The organism is Methylophilus luteus (genome assembly GCF_042676265.1).
Classification (GTDB): domain Bacteria; phylum Pseudomonadota; class Gammaproteobacteria; order Burkholderiales; family Methylophilaceae; genus Methylophilus; species Methylophilus luteus.
Genome location: NZ_JBHTKB010000001.1, coordinates 330,013 through 345,523 on the forward strand (window position 1 = coordinate 330,013; position 15,511 = coordinate 345,523).

The following is a 15,511-nucleotide window of genomic DNA, read 5'->3' on the forward strand; positions in this document are numbered from 1 at the left end:
AATGTTCCTTACTCTAGCGTGATCAATTTACCTGCGCTTAAAAACAGGATGGCGGTTCTGACCGGCAGGCCAGCCTGCTCGAATAACTGAGCATAGGCGGCCAGCTGCGGCCTGAACTGTTCAGCCGCCAGCTGCAGGTCTTGCTGCGGGCTCACCGGCATGGATTTATAGTCTATGATCCAGCGTACGCCGTCTGCCACAAAGGTGCGGTCTATGACTTTCTTGCCATCTGCCAGTTGTTCTATGGCCAGCTCGGAAGCTGCCTGGTCGTGTGCCTGTAATACCCACTGCCCATCAGCGGAGCGCAGGGTGGTGGTCAATAGTGCGGCTGCTTTTGCTGCGCTCAGGGTGGCCTCGCTGTCGCTATAAGCACGCTGTCTGAACCAGCGTTGCATGGCCGGTGCATGCATCAGGAACTGGTTGTTGACACTATATTCCCAGCGGCTCAGACCTTGCCCGGCGATCAGTTGCAGGTAGAGGTGGGCCAGGCTGCCTATGTCGGCTTCCAGCCCGGCGATGGTGGTGTCCGCTTTCGCTGGGATATTGCTGGCGTTGGTCTCGCTGGCTATAACTTGCAGGGCAGGCGGGGTTTCGGCTTGCCGCACACGTATCAGTTTAGGGATAAAGTGCCTGAGCTCGGCATCGGTTTGCGCCAAAGGGGCTCGGGCTACCAGGTCGTGCTCGGTGGTGTACCATGTGCTCACCGCAGGCCACAGCAAATGCAGAAAGGTGTTTTTACGCGGTTGCGGGTCGCCGTTCTTATCCGGTCTGGCGGCACCTAGTAAATGCAGCTGGCGCTCGGCCCTGGTCGCCGCCACATATAACACGCGGGCGTCTTCATAGGCAGCGCGGGTCTTGTCCAGGTCATTCAGATAGTCATAGGCGCTGACCCCGGCAGTGTTGCCCAGTGCGGCCTGCTGGCGTTTTCTGGCGGTGGGCACATAGGGCGCAGCCACCAGTTCGCTGTCGCCGTTGGCCAGGGTCACTTCTTCCCAGATCACCAGCTTGGCATCATCCGGCGGGTTGCCGCCATCCAGGCCGGGCAAAATCACAGTATCGAACTCCAGGCCCTTGGATTTATGTATAGTCATGAACTGCAAGCTGGCATCGGCTTTGGCGTCCGGGGCGGCATAGAGTTTTTTCACATCTTCTGCCAGGGCTTGCGGGCTAAACTGCTGATGTTGTTCCAGCGCGGCGATACGCGCAAAAAAGGCCTGCACGTCCTGCACGTCGTTTTCATCCCACAGGCATTGCGCGCCGCCCAGCCGTAACCAGGTGTTATGCACCCAGCGGCTGACGCTGGCCCGTCCGCGCCACTCCAGCGCAGACTGCATAACTGCATGTACATGCAGCGCACGCTGCCGGCCATCTGCACTGAGCCTGGCGAGCACAGTGTCGTCGCCGAGCAGATGCATCACGCTGCGCTGGCTGTCCTGGCCTATCAGGGCATGCAGGTCGGCCAGCGTCAGGCCGCACCAGGGTGCACGCAATAGCGCCAGCCAATGCACGCGGTCTGCGCGCTGGTGCAGGGCATAGGTCAGGGTCAGCAGGTCCTGCACGATCTGGCGGTTGGCCAGTTCTTCTATCTCTACCGCCTGAAAACTCAGTTCGCTATGGTTGCGGCGCATTTCGCTGACCAGGGCGTGTAAGTGGCGGCGGGCGCGCACCAGCACGGCGATGGTGGCCTGCGGTTTATGCGCGCGCGTGTCGCGTATGATGCGTATGATCTGCTCGGCTTCGAGATGACGCAGGTCGGCAGGCGCTTCCTCGCTATCAGTCACCGGCATCAACAGCGGGTGCACGAACACCCCGGCACCTTCCGCATCGTCCCTGGTCGCCACGAATGGCCGGTAAGCGATAGCGCCTTGTTGCGGTGCGTCCCTGGCCGGTAGCATGCCTTTAAAGGTCTGGTTGATCCAGTCCACCACCGGCGGGCGCGAACGGTTGTTGCGCCACAGTTTGAGCGGGGTGAGCACAATATCGCCTATGCCATGCACCGCCACATTGAGGAACAGGCCGACATTGGCTTTACGGAAGCGATAGATAGACTGCATGGGGTCGCCCACCGCAAACAGGGTGCGGCCGTCGCCGGGCTGCCAGCCACGCGTGAGTGCCTTGAGCAGGTCTATCTGCATGGGGCTGGTATCCTGAAACTCATCGACCAGCAGATGCTGGATACGGTAATCCAGGCGCATGGCCAGTTCGCTGGCAACGCCACCTTCCACCAGTGCCGCCAGGGCGCGCTGGGCGATCTCAACAAAATCGACTTCATTTTGTGCCTGAAAGCATAGCCATAACTGCGCCGCAGCGATATTCAGTAACTGGCTGAGCGCCTGGATGATGGCATCGTCTTCACTGTCAGGGTCAGGCAGCATGCGGATGCGGGCGATGCTGGCCTCACTGTCGCCGTGTTGCGCCAGACCATCCAGCAGCTCGGTCAGGGCCAGCTTGTAAGGCTTGGCTTCATCGGTGGCGGGCAAGCCCATATTCTTATCCAGCCGTTTGCGCAGGCCACCGCTGCTGGTCAGCAATAGCTCGGCCAGTGCACGCCAGCCGGGCAGGTCTGCAATATCGGCAGTGAATGGCTGTTGCCAGTCACTTAAGGCAGCGATGGCATGCTCAGGCGGCAGCTGGCTGGCGGCATAACGCGCGATAGGCATGATCGCCGACTGGGTACGGCCTGGCAATGCCTGCACTGCCTGCTGCAGTTCGCTTTCTACCAGGTGTTGCAATGCCAGCCTGGCAGCATCGGTTTTATTGTCATTGCCGTTCTGGCTCAGATGCAGCCATTGCTCGCGTTTGGATAGCATCGCCATCAGCAGGCCTTCCAGCCGTGACTGGTCGTTATCCATGTAGCGCAATACCAGCCGTACCGGTGCACCCAGCACCTCATCATCCATAGTCTGCAATGCCTGGCCGGCGGCCTCGCGGTAATAGGCCCAGGCGTCTTCTGTCACCGCCGGTTGCGTACCAAAACGGCTTAACAGGGGCATTTGCCGCGCCAGGTTGGCACACAGTGAATCTATGGTGTAAATACGCAATCTGGCCGGCGTTTCCAGCAAATGCCAGTTGAGTTCGGCAGAACGACGCAAGGCCTGCTGGCCTAAGGCAAAGGTGACCTGTTTGTGCGCAGCTTCCGGCGGCACGCCTGCCGCAGCCAGTTGCAGGCTATCCAGTATGCGCGCACGCATTTCAGACGCTGCCTTATTGGTGAAAGTGATAGCTATGATCTCTTCCGGCGCCTGCACGGTCTGCAGCAACTTGAGCACGCGCTGCGTCAGCAGCTCGGTCTTGCCGGCACCGGCGGGCGCTTCAACGATAAAAGATTCTATCTGCAGCGCGCGCTGGCGGTTGGCCGTATCGCTGGCCAGTGCTTGCTGCAGGTCTTCGGCTGGCATGCTCATACTCATGCCTGCCCACCATGCAGCTTAGGCTGACGATGCTGGCTATGCTCGAACTGCAATTGCCGCTCGGGTAGCCGCAATAATGGCAGCACATCGCAATAATCCAGATCCTGCTCAGCCTCAAACACCACCGCGGCGTCGCCGGCCTTGAGGGCCTGTGCGGTGCGGGTGATCTGGTTGCGCCAGTGTTGCAGTATGGATGGCCAGTCGGGGAATTCTTGCGCATCGAATAATTTGTTTTTTTCGTGGTTATAGGCTTTGATGCCGGTGACGATGTCATCTTCAGCCGCCACGCCGGTAAAGCCGCCATCGGTCAGCCGCAGTTTGCCAAAGCAGACCGCGGCGATGTCGGCGTCGTGCAGGATAAACGCGGCATAGATAGGCAGTTGTGGCTCGGTGATCTTGTCGCTGGCCCAGTTTTTATAATCCGGTGCGCTACCGGTTTTGTAGTCGATCACCACCAGCCTGCCATCTGCCAGCATATCAACGCGGTCTATGATCAGGGTGACCTGTATGCCCTCTATCAGCGGCGTGAATTTTTCTTCGGTCAGCGTCACTTCAAAGGCTTGCGGGCGTTCGCGTTCGACTTCCCATAGCCAGGTCAGGGCCAGCTTGCTCAGGCGTTCACTTTCCAGCTGGCAGAACACTGCTGAGAACGGTTGCGAGTATGACTGGTTGAATTCTTCTATCACCGCAGTGGCGATCTGCTCGAGCTGGGTTTTAAGCGTTTCTGCCTGCACGGTAGCCCAATCCACAACCGATTGCTGGGCCCAGAAGGCCGCCATCACGCGGTGTATCAGGTCGCCGCGCTGCATGGCGTCCAGACCATTATGCGGCGTTTCCAGTTTGCGTGCTTTCAGGCGGTACTGGTAAAACGCCCAGGCCGGGCACAGCGCCTGCGCCCGCAACAGGCCAGTGCCGCCGCTGACATGTTCGCCGTCTTCTACGGCGGGCGCCTGCTGGTCATCCAGCCATTGCCAGTCTTGGCTGGCGGACTGCGCCAGGGTTTCGGCCAGGGTGGCTGCGCGCGGGCTGGCGTCGGTTTGCGCGATAGACTGTATCAGCGGGCTGATGCGCAACAGCCGGTCACCCTCACGCTCTGCATAGGAAAAGATCACCTGCCTGGCCGAGCGCAGCAGGCGCTGGTGTATCTGGCTGGCAAATGCTATCTGCACCTCACTGCTGGCATTCGGCGTCGCCGCCTGGCGTTGCAGCTCGGCGGGGATCAAGGCGTTGGTGCGCGACAACGGTGGCCATACATGGTCATTCATGCCCATCACCCACACTGCATCCAGCGGCTGGGCCGAAGCTTCCAGCATGCCCATCAGCGTGATATTCGGCGCACGCACCGTTTGCGGCTGGAAGATCTGCGCCTGGCACAACTGCGATAAACGCTGCAGGGCAGACATGGCATCTATGGCGCCTAACCAGGCATCCAGCGCGGCCAGCTGGCCGAGTACGCGCTGCAAAGACTGCTGACATTGATATTCATGGCTGGACAAGCTGCGTTCGCCCGGGCAGTGCGTGGCCTGCAGCAATTGGTTAAAACTCTGCACCCAGGCTGAAGGCACTTGTCTACGCGGTGTTTGTCTTGCCAGCGTGAGCAGGGCGTGCAGGTCAGCGTACAGTGCCGGGCTGAGCAGCGGGTGGATATCGTGCTGTTTACGCTCGATAAAGCGCAAAAAAGTGGTCGCTTTTACCTGCAGAGGCAGTTGCCTGCGCATCTCGGCATCCAGGCTGGCGCGCGCATCAGCTTCGTATTGTGCCTGTGACCAGTAGACATTGCCCAGCAAGGCAGACAGCTCGGTTTGCGAGAAAGGCGATTGTTGCAAAGCCAGCCGCAGCAAACTGAGTGCGCTATCCACCAGCGGCCAGCGGCTGAGTGGCAGACCCAGCGAGAACTCATAACAACGCGGCGTTTCGGCATGCGCCGGGTGCAATGCCTGGTGGTGAAAGACATCGTCCAGCAGGTGGGCCAGGGTGTCACGCAGGCTATCCAGCTCAGGCACGACGATCGCCAGCCTGGCCTGCGGGTCATTTGCCAGATGCTGTTGCGCCCAGTGTACCGCGGCGCGGCATTCGTCCATGGTTTCGGTAAACTGCATGCGTTTGACTTCATCCGCGCTGACACCCATGTCAAAGGTGCTCACGCTCACCCCTTGCGTCTGCAGCAGGTTGATCAATGCCTGCAGGTGCGGGTTGATACGGTCAAAGCCGGCCAGTTGTATCTGGGCGGGCAGCGTGTAAGCATGTTGCTGTAACTGCTCCAGTTGCCAGGTCTGGTAACGTACGCTCTCCAGGTAGCCACTCTGTTTGCACAAGGCCTGGAACTGCTGGCGCCAGTGCATGAACTGGCGCGTCTCTTCAGTGGCAGTGTCCATATCCACGCTGATATTCCACTCTATCAGGTAGCGGTTGGCCTCCATGGCGGCGCTGGCCAGGCCATTGGTATTGAACAGTGACGCCGCTTCGTGGCGGCTCAGGCTGGCATTGATGGCCTGTTCCCACAACAAGGCTTCCTGGGTGGCGGAAAGCATGCCCAGCGGAGCATCAGAGACTTCAATCTGCCCGCACAGAATGGCATGTTCGGTCAGCTGGTTCAGCCAGTCCTGCAAAGGGTAAACCTCGACGGCCTGCCACTGTGATAAACCTTGTTGCTGGAACTGTTGTTGCAGAGTCTGGCGTATGCCCTGTGCCAGGCGCGCGGAGGCGCATAAGATTATACGCTGGTTTTCTAGACGCTGGCTTGCCTGGTGCTGGCTTGCCTGATGCTGGTTTTTTGGGGGCTGGGAATGCATGCGGGGCAGAATCAAAGTGTAATGAATTAAGTTTCAAGCATGATTAACAGTTTATATGGCTCAACTTGTCGTTGCGCTAAAACGCAAACCTGCACCGTGCTACAGCTGCGTGGTGAATATCATTGTTCATGCCAGGAATTTCTCAGGTAATATCAAGCCTGACGCTAGCTGATTCTAACAACTTTTATTGGGTGCATATCAAATATGGGGAAATTTATAAAAATAATATTCTGGCTGATCCTGTTCCCGCTGGTTTTTTTCACGCTGTATACCTGGGCATCGTTGAACTGGGTGTATTCCTATGGCGAGCGCATAGGCTATGTGCAAAAGCTGTCGAATAAAGGCTGGATATGCAAAACCTGGGAAGGCGAGCTGGTGCTGGTCACCATCCCCGGCACCCAGGCCGAAAAATTCTACTTCACCGTGCGTGACCCGGCGGTGGTGCAGAAAGTGAACCGGCTGGCGGGTGAGCGGGCCAGGCTGTTATACAAAGAGCACAAAGGCGTGCCTTCCAGCTGTTTTGGTGAGACCAGCCATTATGTCTATGATGCACAAGAGATAGAGGACGAAAAATAGAGGTTTCGCCGGCAAAAAAATGCTCCCGACCGGGAGCATTTTTATTTGTGGGACTGCTTGTGATCAGACAAGCCGCAATCAGACAAACCTGGGATCAGACGAACCTGGGATCAGACGAACCTGGGATCAGACGAACCTTCAATCAGGCGAACCTTCAATCAGGCGAACCTTCAATCAGGCGAACCTTCAATCAGGCGAACCTTCAATCAGGCGAACCTTCAATCAGGCGATCAGGCGCAAGTCTGGCCTGCTGTCTGTGGCATAAGCATCGGTTTTAAACTGGTTCACAGACGCTACCAGGGTATGCACCTGCTCCAGCATGCTTTCTGCCGCAGCGGCGGCCTGTTCCACCAGCGCCGCATTCTGCTGGGTGGTCTCGTCTATGGAAGTCATGGATTCATAGATCTGTTCCAGACCGCTACTTTGCTGCATGGAGGCCTCGGAGATCGCCTGTATGCTGTGTGACACCTGTTGTACGGCACCGACGATCTCCTGCATGGTGTGGCCGGCGCGGCTGACCTGTCTGGCGCTGTCGCTGGTTTGCGAGACAGAGGCGGCAATCAGCTCTTTGATCTCTTTGGCCGAGGCGGCAGAGCGTTTGGCCAGGTTGCGCACTTCGCCGGCGACAACGGCAAAGCCACGGCCTTCTTCGCCGGCACGCGCGGCTTCGACGGCGGCATTCAGCGCCAGGATATTGGTCTGGAAAGCAATACTATCGATCACGCCGGTGATCTGCTCTATCTGCGCCGAGGTGTGGTTGATGGCCTGCATGGTGCTGGACAGGGCAGTGAACGCCTCGCCGCCAGCCAAGGCCAGCTGGTTGGCCTGGTTAGCCTGCAGGTTGGCTTGCTGGGCGTGGTCTGCGGTCTGCTTGATGTTGCTGGTCAGGGTTTCCAGGTTGGTGGAGGTTTCCTGCAGGGCATTGGCCTGGGTCTCGGTGCGGCGGGAGAGGTCGTTATTGCCTTTTTCGATCTCGGCCGCGGCGACCTGTATGGTCTCGGCTGCGACTTTGACTGTCTGTATAGGCGCTACCATGCGTTGCAGGATATCTTGCGAACCCTGCAGCGCTTCCCTGAAGTCGCCAGAGTGGGTGGTGACATCCACCAGGCTGTAAAGCTGGCCTTGCTGCGCCTCGCCGGCGATCTGGCGGGTGTCTTCCACCAGGTGGTTCACGGCGGCTATGCAGGTGTTGAGGTTGTTGATCAACACTTTGAAATCACCGTGGTACTGGTTATGGATAGGCTCAGGGATATCACCGGCAGCGATGCGTTTGACGCAATCGGCGGCCACGTTCAAAGGCGAGACCACTGCATCCAGCGTCTGGTTGATACCGTGTATGATCTTGCGGAAATCACCGGCATGCGCTGCTATATCGACCCGGGTATGCAGCTGGCCCTGCTGTGCGTCTGAAGCCAGGTGGTGTACATCGGCGATCAATTGATGGATAGCACCTGCGCAATGCTGCAGGCTGGTCTGCACCAGGTTGAAATCACCGACAAAATGTTCTTCTATGCGGGTGGGGATATGACCGGCCGCCATTTCATCCAGGTAACGCGCGGTGGTTTTCAGCGGGTCTACCACTGCGTTCAGCGTCTGGTTAAAGCCGGCGACTATCTGTTTGAAATCGCCATGATGGCGCGACACATCGGCGCGTATATTCAGTTGGCCGTTTTCAGCCGCGCGCGACAAGGTCTGCACATCTTCTATCAGCAGCTTAAAGTTGTGGCGCACTTGCTCTATGCTGTGGTTGATATAGCTGCGCTGGCCGGCAAACGCTTGCAGCGGCTGGTTGAAATCACCTTCGCCAAACGCCGTCACTATCTGCAGTGACTTGGTCTGCGCCACGATGTGTTCTTCTACCATGCGGTTGATGCCCTCGGTCAGTTGCTGGTAGGCACCATTGAATTGCTGGCTGTCTATACGGTGGTCTATCAGGCCGACGCTATGCTTGCTGGACATCTCATTCAGCGATTCGACTATGCATTGTATGGTCGCCTGCATGCGTTGCATCTCGTTGAGCAGCCTGCCGGTCTCGTCATCGCGGGTGGGCGTAGCATGGGTCACGAATTCGCCGTTGGCGATCTGGTGCGATAAATGCAACGCCTGGTTTAACGGGTGGGTGATAGAGCGGGTCATTTTCCAGGCGATGGCTATCGCCATGATCACCGCGATCAGCAAAGCGGTCTCTATCTGTTTGTTGGCGGCAGCGATGGTGGTGGCAAACTGGCTGGAAGCCTCGCTGACACCGGCAATATTCATATCCATCAGCAACCTGAGCGAGTGGTTGAGTGGCTTGTCTGCCCCTTTCACGGTCGCGTCTATCTCGGTGACGTTCATACCGCCATTTTTAAGCTCCTCGCAACGGGCGATCGCGGCGCGGTAAGTAGCAAGGCCGAGTGCGATATTGCCGAGTATCTCCTGTTCCTGCTGGTTAATCTCGCCGGTTGCCTGATAAGCCGCCATCGCCTGTTCAATGTCCTGCATGCTGTGCTGGAACTTGCTGGCTTCGCGGCCGCCACGCAACACATAATTCTTAAAGTGGTGCACACCTTCGCTCAAGCCTTTGCTGGCATTTTCAATCTGCGTGCGTTTGACCAGGTTAGTGTTCTCAAAATGCTGCCAGGTCTGGTGTATCTGGCTGAAACCGCGCCAGGCAATGGCGAAAATCAAAGCGGTAAACAGGATCAGTAATGCGTACCCTAAGAACAAGCGGGTTCCCACGTTGAGGTGAGCGATGGATTTTTTCATGAATTCCTCTAGATAATGCTTGAATGACTAATAAAACTAGTGCGACTGGCGTTGCCTTATGCTGAGGTTTGCGCAGCTCACATGTGAATTACGCAAGAAAAAGCCGTAACTGAAGGCAAAAATAAAAGCTTCACAAAAACTTCATAGTCGGCGCTGGCTGTGCATGAGCCGGCAGGCGAAAACGCCAATACGTTGTATCATGTGCAGTGCTGGAATCAACAACAGCAGGGCAGACCCTGGATAGAGCTGGTAATCAATGGCAGAGTACAAGAATTACATCACGCCGGAAGGCTACGCCGCGATGGAAAAAGAGTTTCAATACCTGATCAAGGTCGATAGGCCTGAAGTGGTGCGCGTAGTGAGCTGGGCGGCGGGCAATGGCGACCGTAGCGAAAACGGTGACTATATCTATGGTAAAAAGCGCTTGCGCCAGATCGACTCCCGCATCCGCTTTCTCACCAAGCGTATGGAGTCAGCCGAAATCGTCTACAGCCGCACGCAAACCAATACAGAAAAAGTATTTTTTGGTGCCTGGGTGACCTTGTTCAACCTTGAGGATGACAGCGAGATCGTGATCCGCATCGTCGGCCAGGATGAGCTGGACCCTACGCAAGGCTATATTTCGTGGGTGGCACCTATGGCGAAAGCCTTGCTGGGCAAAAATCTCGGTGATGCGGTGCGTGTGGTCACCCCGGCGGCTGAAACCGAATACGAAATCATTGATATCCGTTATGAATAAGCGCCTGACGGCACGACTTTTGAACTAAAATAACCGAAGTCTCTCTATACTGTCGCCATGAAACAACGTCTTTGCATTTTCCTGATCTGCTGGTTGCCATGCCTGGGCATGGCTGCGCACGTCATGTCCATGCAAATGGTGCTGTCGCAGTTGCAGCCGCTGGCGGCACATGCGCAGGCAGCTGCCAGTGAAATGCCTTGCCACCAGCATGCAACAGAGGCTGCTGAAAAATCCAGCGAAACCGGCACGCCGCAGCCACATCATTGTGATGTATGCGGGTACTGCGCCATCAGTGGCGGCGTCGCGCATTTTCATGCCTTGCCGCAGTTACTGCTGATCGCATCAGGTTCGGCTGCGCCCTTGTTCCTGGCCGCACCTGTACATTCACTCTCCTATCCCCCCGCCATTAAACCACCCATATCCGGCTAGCCGGCAGGACAGATCCGTCTGTTGATCTGTCTGCCATGTAAATCACGCTTTGCTTTAAAGCGTTTTTGACTAGTTGCATATGGAGGGTTTATGTATAAGCAATTTTCGAGCGCACCTTTTCGCGTTTTCTCGCTGGGCGCCTTGTTTTTAAGCCAGTTAGCGTTGCCAGCCCAGGCGGCGGCACTGATGGGCTTTGAAGACAGCGCCATGCTCATGACCGAGATCGGTCGCTACAACCAGGAATGGATGTTGAACTACTCGCCCGCACTCGGGCATGCCATAGGCGTTGAGCAGATGCGTATGTCGGGTAAAGGCGAGCGGGCGACCACTATTACCGGGATCAATTACACCGGTTTGATCAAACGCTGGAACCTGCCTGCCGCGCAAGCCAATATCTGGTTTAACGGCAGCCTGGGTGAGGCCAGAGGCCAGTATGATGGCTTTGCCTACACGCCCAGCCTGCAGTTTGATATGGAATCGACGCGGCTGTATTTCCTGGCCAAGGCGCGCATGGTGAGGGCGCCGGGCATGAACTATGACACTGCGGCGGTGCAGGCCGGTTTCTCGTTTTATGAGACCGGCTTTGACCAGACCCAACCGTGGTTCGTCATCGAAGCCAAAACCATGCGCAATAACGATCCTGGCCTGCAGCTCACGCCTGCATTACGCCTGATCAACAAAAACTATTTTCTCGAATTCGGTGTGACCAATCCATGGCAGGGAGAAGGCTTTGCGCCGCGCCTGAATGCCATGTTTGTGTTTTAACCAACTCATTTTTAAAGGATATAACTATGAAAAAAATTATGATCGCCCTGATGTTATCTGCCATGGCACCTACCGCTTTTGCGGTGACCACCATCAAAGCCGAAGTCAATGGCATGGTGTGCGCGTTTTGTGCCAAGGGCATAGAGAAAAAGCTCAAGGCACTGCCAGAAGGGCAGGGCGCTTTTGTCGATTTGAAAAGCCGCGTGGTGGCCTTGCAGTTGAAAGACGGCAAAGATGTTTCTGATGAAAGCTTTAATAAGGTGATTCAGGATGCCGGCTACTCGGTCAGCAAGATAGAGCGCGTGAACCAGAGCCTTACAGAGATACAAGCGCAGGTGGCAAAAGCAGGCGGCAAGTGATGGCCACCGAGATCGATAGCCTGCAGGTGTCCAGGCGGCTCAACTTTCTGTCACTGTTCACCAGCGGCTCTACCCTGATCTGTTGCGCATTGCCAGCGACGCTGGTGGCCATCGGGTCGGTGGCGACGCTGACCAGTCTGATCAGCCAGTTTCCACAACTGATCTGGATCAGCGAGCATAAAGCGCTGGTGTTCGGCGTGGCCGCCGCCATGCTGCTGCTGGCGGGCTGCCTGCAATGGCGGGCCCGCTCGCTGCCTTGCCCGGCTGACCCGGCACTCGCCGCCCTATGCACAAGAACACGCAGACAAAGCCTGTGGCTGTACCTGTTTTCGCTGGCTTTATTCGTGGTGGGCGCGCTGTTTGCGTTTGTGTTGCCGCTGCTGATAGCCTAGCGTTTAAGCGTTTGCTGAGCACGTTTGTTAAAACAAAAAGCCGACCTGAGGTCGGCTTTTTTGTGCGCTGCTGAAATTATTGCGGCGTGGCCGGGTCGGGCTCGGCAACAAAGATCTCTACCCTGCGGTTTTTTGCACGGTTAGCGGCGCTGTCATTTGCGGCAACCGGTTCGTGCGAGCCTCGGCCATCAATAGTGATACGGCTGGTGGCAATGCCGCGCTCGGTCAGGTATTTGCGCGCACTGGCGGCACGATTCACTGATAATGGGTCATTCACCGCATCCGAGCCGCTATTGTCAGTATGACCGACTATGGTCACGCGTGCGGCCTGGTTAGTTTGCAAGCCGGTGGCGAATTTATCCAGGATAGGGCGGAAGTTGGGTTTGATATCGGACTTGCCGCTGTCAAACGAAATGTCGCTGGGGATCTCCAGCTTAAGCTGGTTGTCGCTGGTTTTAGTCACTGCCACCCCGGTGCCTGCGGTGGCCTGTTCCATCTCCTGTTTCTGTGCTTCCATCTTTCTTGACCAGATATTGCCGGCAATGGCACCAGCGCCCGCGCCCACAGCTGCGCCTATCGCAGCCCCCTTGCCGCCATTGGCCAGGGCACCGACGACGCCACCTGCCGCAGCGCCTATACCAGCACCTTTGGCGGTACCTTTCTGGGTTTCAGTCATACTGGCGCAACCGGATAAAGCGATGGCAGTGCTCAACAGCGAAACAGTAACTATCTTATGCATTTTTCCTCCCGGGGAAAGTGTTTGTGACTTTTGTTGGTCCTGAATACGGCCGCTAAGTTCAGTCAGCCGCTGCCCGCTGACGAATTTTTTTTGCTGCATGGAGTCAGATTTTTGTACATGCTTTAAAACTTATATTTATTGCGAATAATAATGATTCGTATTTATAATGAATAACTAGAAGATACTATGCACGCCATGTGTATACATTTTCGGACATCTTACTTAAGGGTCAGACATGCACTCCAGTTTACGAAAGAACGGTTCCAGGCCGGCAGCCAGCCTGGGTTTGCGCTCTGTCGCTTATGCAGTAACAGTGGCCGCCAGCCTGTTTTTACTGAATGAAGCGTGGCGCTGGATAGCGAGGCAGCCTACCTTGCGTATCGCTCTGGCATCGGGCGCGATCGCGGCATTCGCCACTGCGCTGGGCGTGGTGCCCATGCTGGTCACGCGTGCGCCTGGCCGTCGCATACACGATACCCTGCTTGGTTTTGGTGCCGGGGTGATGCTGGCTGCAACCTGTTTTTCACTGATCATACCGGCGCTGGCATCTGCGCAGGAGCAGGGCCATGGTCCGTGGGGCGCTGCCATGATCACCGGTGGCGGCATATTGTTAGGCGCGGCTTGCCTGATGCTGCTGGAACGCACTTTGCCGCACCAGCATTTCTTTGGTGGTGCCGGCACAGAAAGTGCGCAACGTATACGCAGGCTGTGGTTATTCGTATTTGCCATCGTGCTGCACAACATCCCTGAAGGCCTGGCTATCGGTGTCTCTGCTGCCGGCAATGACGCCGCGCGCGCAGCAGCACTGGCCACCGGCATCGCCATCCAGGACGTGCCGGAAGGGTTGGTGGTCGCGCTCGCGCTGAGCAGTGTAGGCATGGGCAAATGGAAATCGGCACTGCTGGGTGCCGCATCCGGCCTGGTGGAGCCTGTCGCTGCCGTACTGGGCGCTGCGGTGTTGATCTACAGCCAGCCCATGCTGCCATGGGGGCTGGCGTTTGCCGCCGGCGCCATGCTGTTCGTGGTCAGCCATGAGGTGATCCCGGAATCACATCGCCAGGGGCACGAACTGTTCGCCACTACCGGCCTGCTGGTCGGCTTTGTACTGATGATGATGTTGGACACCGCCCTGGCCTGAACCAGCCAGCAATATGATGAAGCAAAACGATATTTGCCATGCCTGGAAAGCAGTGACGCATGAAGGCAATGCGCATTTTCATGCCTGTGCTTATGTGCAGGCGCTGGCCTGTTATGAGCATGCGCGCAGCATGCTGCTGCAGCACTTTGAAGACTGGGATACGCCTGACAATGCGGTGGCAGCGCTGGTGGTCAGCTACCTCAACCTGGCCGATACCCAGCAGCGCCTGGGGCGTAGTGACGAGGCGGCTGACACGCTGTGCATGGCCCACGAACGGCTGCTGATGTGCAGCTGTCATCCGGCTGCCGAGCCGGCGTTGCGTGCAGCGGCTTGCCGCCATCAGCGCGAAACCTATGCCGCACTGACCCAGTTTGCGCATAGCCAGGGCCATGACTCACGCGTTTCACCGCTGGTCCAGGCCTGTCTTGCACGTACCCAAGCACTTACACAAACACCTGCGCAGATGACGCACGAGCCTGGCCTGGCCGGTTCACACCTGCATTGATTTTTTTACTCTACACATAAAAGGAAATACCATGCCCCACAGCCTGCCGCCTCTCCCTTATGCCGTGAATGCGCTTGAACCGCATATCGATACGCAAACCATGGAGATACACCATCAGCGCCATCACCAGACCTATATCAATAACCTGAATACCGCACTTGCTGGCTCAGGCCTGGAAGAAGAACCGGTAGAGCAGTTGCTGCGCCGCTTTGACAGCCTGCCTGAAAAGCTGCAGACCGCTGTGCGCAACCAGGGCGGCGGCCATGCCAATCACTCGCTGTTCTGGAGTGTGATGACGCCGGCGTTTGATGGCCAGCCCAGCGCTAGCTTGCTGGCAGCGATAGAGCGTGACCTCGGCGGCCTGGATGCCTTTAAAGCCGCATTCACCCAGGCGGCCATCAGCCGTTTTGGCAGTGGCTGGGCCTGGCTCAGTGTCAACCCGCAAGGCAAACTGCTGGTGGAAAGCAGCGGCAACCAGGATAGTCCACTCATGCATGGCAACACCCCCATCCTGGGCCTGGATGTGTGGGAGCACGCATACTATCTGCGCTACCAGAACAAACGCCCGGAATACATCGCCGCGTTTTACCATGTGATCAACTGGGCTGAAGTTGAACGTCGCTGGCTGGAGACTAAGCAGGCCTGATGCTGGCCGTGTAGCTCATCTTGCGGCCTATGCCAGTGGTCGCAAGCTGCATGGTATGCCTGTCATAACGCTATCATATATGACAGGCATCATCCCGCCCCTGGGCAGGCTTTCGGCTAGCGGTGAATAAAGGTGTAGACACGCAACGAAGGCAACCTGATGTTGAAGCGCAGCAGGCGAAAGCATGATAAGCGACTGAAAATACATGATTTTTTGGCTATCAAGCGATGTATGAATGCGTATAATCCCACCTTAATCAAGTAATCAGGCAAG

General features: G+C 57.0%; 13 protein-coding genes. 9 read left to right on the top strand and 4 right to left on the bottom strand.

Features of this window, described 5'->3' with window-relative positions:
- Positions 1 to 8 precede the first annotated feature (8 nt).
- Together ACFQ1Z_RS01400 and ACFQ1Z_RS01405 are read right to left on the bottom strand one after the other, a co-directional pair.
- Positions 9 to 3,404 carry a UvrD-helicase domain-containing protein gene (locus tag ACFQ1Z_RS01400; protein WP_379057150.1) on the bottom strand — a complete coding sequence of 1,132 codons (3,396 nt, stop codon included), beginning with the start codon at positions 3,402 to 3,404 and terminating at the stop codon, positions 9 to 11.
- 2 nt (positions 3,405 to 3,406) lie between these two features.
- On the bottom strand, positions 3,407 to 6,202 hold the full coding sequence (locus tag ACFQ1Z_RS01405) for a PD-(D/E)XK nuclease family protein (RefSeq protein ID WP_379054897.1): 2,796 nt from the start codon (positions 6,200 to 6,202) through the stop codon (positions 3,407 to 3,409).
- Positions 6,203 to 6,406: 204 nt separating this feature from the next.
- Between ACFQ1Z_RS01405 and ACFQ1Z_RS01410 the strand changes: the two genes are divergently transcribed.
- Positions 6,407 to 6,778: a hypothetical protein gene (locus ACFQ1Z_RS01410; RefSeq protein ID WP_379054899.1), complete on the top strand. Its 372-nt coding sequence runs from the start codon at positions 6,407 to 6,409 to the stop codon at positions 6,776 to 6,778.
- Between the two features lie 222 nt (positions 6,779 to 7,000).
- Here the strand turns inward: ACFQ1Z_RS01410 and ACFQ1Z_RS01415 are convergent, their stop codons facing one another.
- Positions 7,001 to 9,526 (bottom strand): methyl-accepting chemotaxis protein, encoded by a 2,526-nt coding sequence (locus tag ACFQ1Z_RS01415; protein WP_379054901.1) that lies wholly within the window; start codon positions 9,524 to 9,526, stop codon positions 7,001 to 7,003.
- Positions 9,527 to 9,782: 256 nt separating this feature from the next.
- Between ACFQ1Z_RS01415 and greB the strand changes: the two genes are divergently transcribed.
- The 5 genes from greB to ACFQ1Z_RS01440 all read left to right on the top strand — a co-directional run bounded on the left by greB (position 9,783) and on the right by ACFQ1Z_RS01440 (position 12,210).
- A complete protein-coding gene (greB, locus tag ACFQ1Z_RS01420) occupies positions 9,783 to 10,265 on the top strand; it encodes a transcription elongation factor GreB (protein ID WP_379054903.1) in 483 nt (160 codons plus the stop codon).
- Positions 10,266 to 10,322: 57 nt separating this feature from the next.
- Positions 10,323 to 10,694, top strand: coding sequence for a hypothetical protein (locus ACFQ1Z_RS01425; RefSeq protein ID WP_379054905.1), 372 nt, complete (start codon positions 10,323 to 10,325; stop codon positions 10,692 to 10,694).
- Between the two features lie 90 nt (positions 10,695 to 10,784).
- Positions 10,785 to 11,459 (top strand): hypothetical protein, encoded by a 675-nt coding sequence (locus tag ACFQ1Z_RS01430; RefSeq protein WP_379054907.1) that lies wholly within the window; start codon positions 10,785 to 10,787, stop codon positions 11,457 to 11,459.
- A gap of 26 nt (positions 11,460 to 11,485) precedes the next feature.
- Positions 11,486 to 11,818: a heavy-metal-associated domain-containing protein gene (locus ACFQ1Z_RS01435; protein WP_379054909.1), complete on the top strand. Its 333-nt coding sequence runs from the start codon at positions 11,486 to 11,488 to the stop codon at positions 11,816 to 11,818.
- On the top strand, positions 11,818 to 12,210 hold the full coding sequence (locus ACFQ1Z_RS01440; RefSeq protein WP_379054911.1) for a hypothetical protein: 393 nt from the start codon (positions 11,818 to 11,820) through the stop codon (positions 12,208 to 12,210). The genes ACFQ1Z_RS01435 and ACFQ1Z_RS01440 overlap by 1 nt, the downstream gene beginning before the upstream one ends.
- 76 nt (positions 12,211 to 12,286) lie before the next feature.
- On the opposite strand, the gene ACFQ1Z_RS01445 is transcribed toward ACFQ1Z_RS01440, so the two are convergent.
- Entirely contained in the window at positions 12,287 to 12,949 is a 663-nt protein-coding gene (locus ACFQ1Z_RS01445; protein ID WP_379054913.1) for an OmpA family protein, read from the bottom strand.
- A gap of 235 nt (positions 12,950 to 13,184) precedes the next feature.
- Here ACFQ1Z_RS01445 and ACFQ1Z_RS01450 point away from each other — a divergent pair, with 235 nt between their 5' ends.
- From ACFQ1Z_RS01450 to ACFQ1Z_RS01460, 3 genes are read left to right on the top strand one after another with little or no spacing between them, the layout of a single operon-like run.
- Positions 13,185 to 14,087: a ZIP family metal transporter gene (locus ACFQ1Z_RS01450; RefSeq protein ID WP_379054915.1), complete on the top strand. Its 903-nt coding sequence runs from the start codon at positions 13,185 to 13,187 to the stop codon at positions 14,085 to 14,087.
- A 13-nt stretch (positions 14,088 to 14,100) separates the two neighbouring features.
- Positions 14,101 to 14,592, top strand: a complete 492-nt coding sequence (locus ACFQ1Z_RS01455) for a hypothetical protein (RefSeq protein ID WP_379054917.1) — start codon at positions 14,101 to 14,103, stop codon at positions 14,590 to 14,592.
- 31 nt (positions 14,593 to 14,623) lie between these two features.
- Positions 14,624 to 15,238 carry a superoxide dismutase gene (locus ACFQ1Z_RS01460; RefSeq protein WP_379054919.1) on the top strand — a complete coding sequence of 205 codons (615 nt, stop codon included), beginning with the start codon at positions 14,624 to 14,626 and terminating at the stop codon, positions 15,236 to 15,238.
- The last annotated feature ends 273 nt before the right edge of the window (positions 15,239 to 15,511 follow it).

Excerpts from the sequence above, each read along its gene's own strand:
- ACFQ1Z_RS01400 (WP_379057150.1), bottom strand. The coding sequence starts at position 3,404 with ATGAGCATGCCAGCCGAAGACCTGCAGCAAGCACTGGCCAGCGATACG.
- greB (WP_379054903.1), top strand. The coding sequence starts at position 9,783 with ATGGCAGAGTACAAGAATTACATCACGCCGGAAGGCTACGCCGCGATG.
- ACFQ1Z_RS01460 (WP_379054919.1), top strand. The coding sequence starts at position 14,624 with ATGCCCCACAGCCTGCCGCCTCTCCCTTATGCCGTGAATGCGCTTGAA.
- ACFQ1Z_RS01440 (WP_379054911.1), top strand. The coding sequence starts at position 11,818 with ATGGCCACCGAGATCGATAGCCTGCAGGTGTCCAGGCGGCTCAACTTT.
- ACFQ1Z_RS01415 (WP_379054901.1), bottom strand. The coding sequence starts at position 9,526 with ATGAAAAAATCCATCGCTCACCTCAACGTGGGAACCCGCTTGTTCTTA.
- ACFQ1Z_RS01410 (WP_379054899.1), top strand. The coding sequence starts at position 6,407 with ATGGGGAAATTTATAAAAATAATATTCTGGCTGATCCTGTTCCCGCTG.
- ACFQ1Z_RS01405 (WP_379054897.1), bottom strand. The coding sequence starts at position 6,202 with ATGCATTCCCAGCCCCCAAAAAACCAGCATCAGGCAAGCCAGCACCAG.
- ACFQ1Z_RS01435 (WP_379054909.1), top strand. The coding sequence starts at position 11,486 with ATGAAAAAAATTATGATCGCCCTGATGTTATCTGCCATGGCACCTACC.
- ACFQ1Z_RS01425 (WP_379054905.1), top strand. The coding sequence starts at position 10,323 with ATGAAACAACGTCTTTGCATTTTCCTGATCTGCTGGTTGCCATGCCTG.
- ACFQ1Z_RS01450 (WP_379054915.1), top strand. The coding sequence starts at position 13,185 with ATGCACTCCAGTTTACGAAAGAACGGTTCCAGGCCGGCAGCCAGCCTG.
- ACFQ1Z_RS01430 (WP_379054907.1), top strand. The coding sequence starts at position 10,785 with ATGTATAAGCAATTTTCGAGCGCACCTTTTCGCGTTTTCTCGCTGGGC.
- ACFQ1Z_RS01445 (WP_379054913.1), bottom strand. The coding sequence starts at position 12,949 with ATGCATAAGATAGTTACTGTTTCGCTGTTGAGCACTGCCATCGCTTTA.
- ACFQ1Z_RS01455 (WP_379054917.1), top strand. The coding sequence starts at position 14,101 with ATGATGAAGCAAAACGATATTTGCCATGCCTGGAAAGCAGTGACGCAT.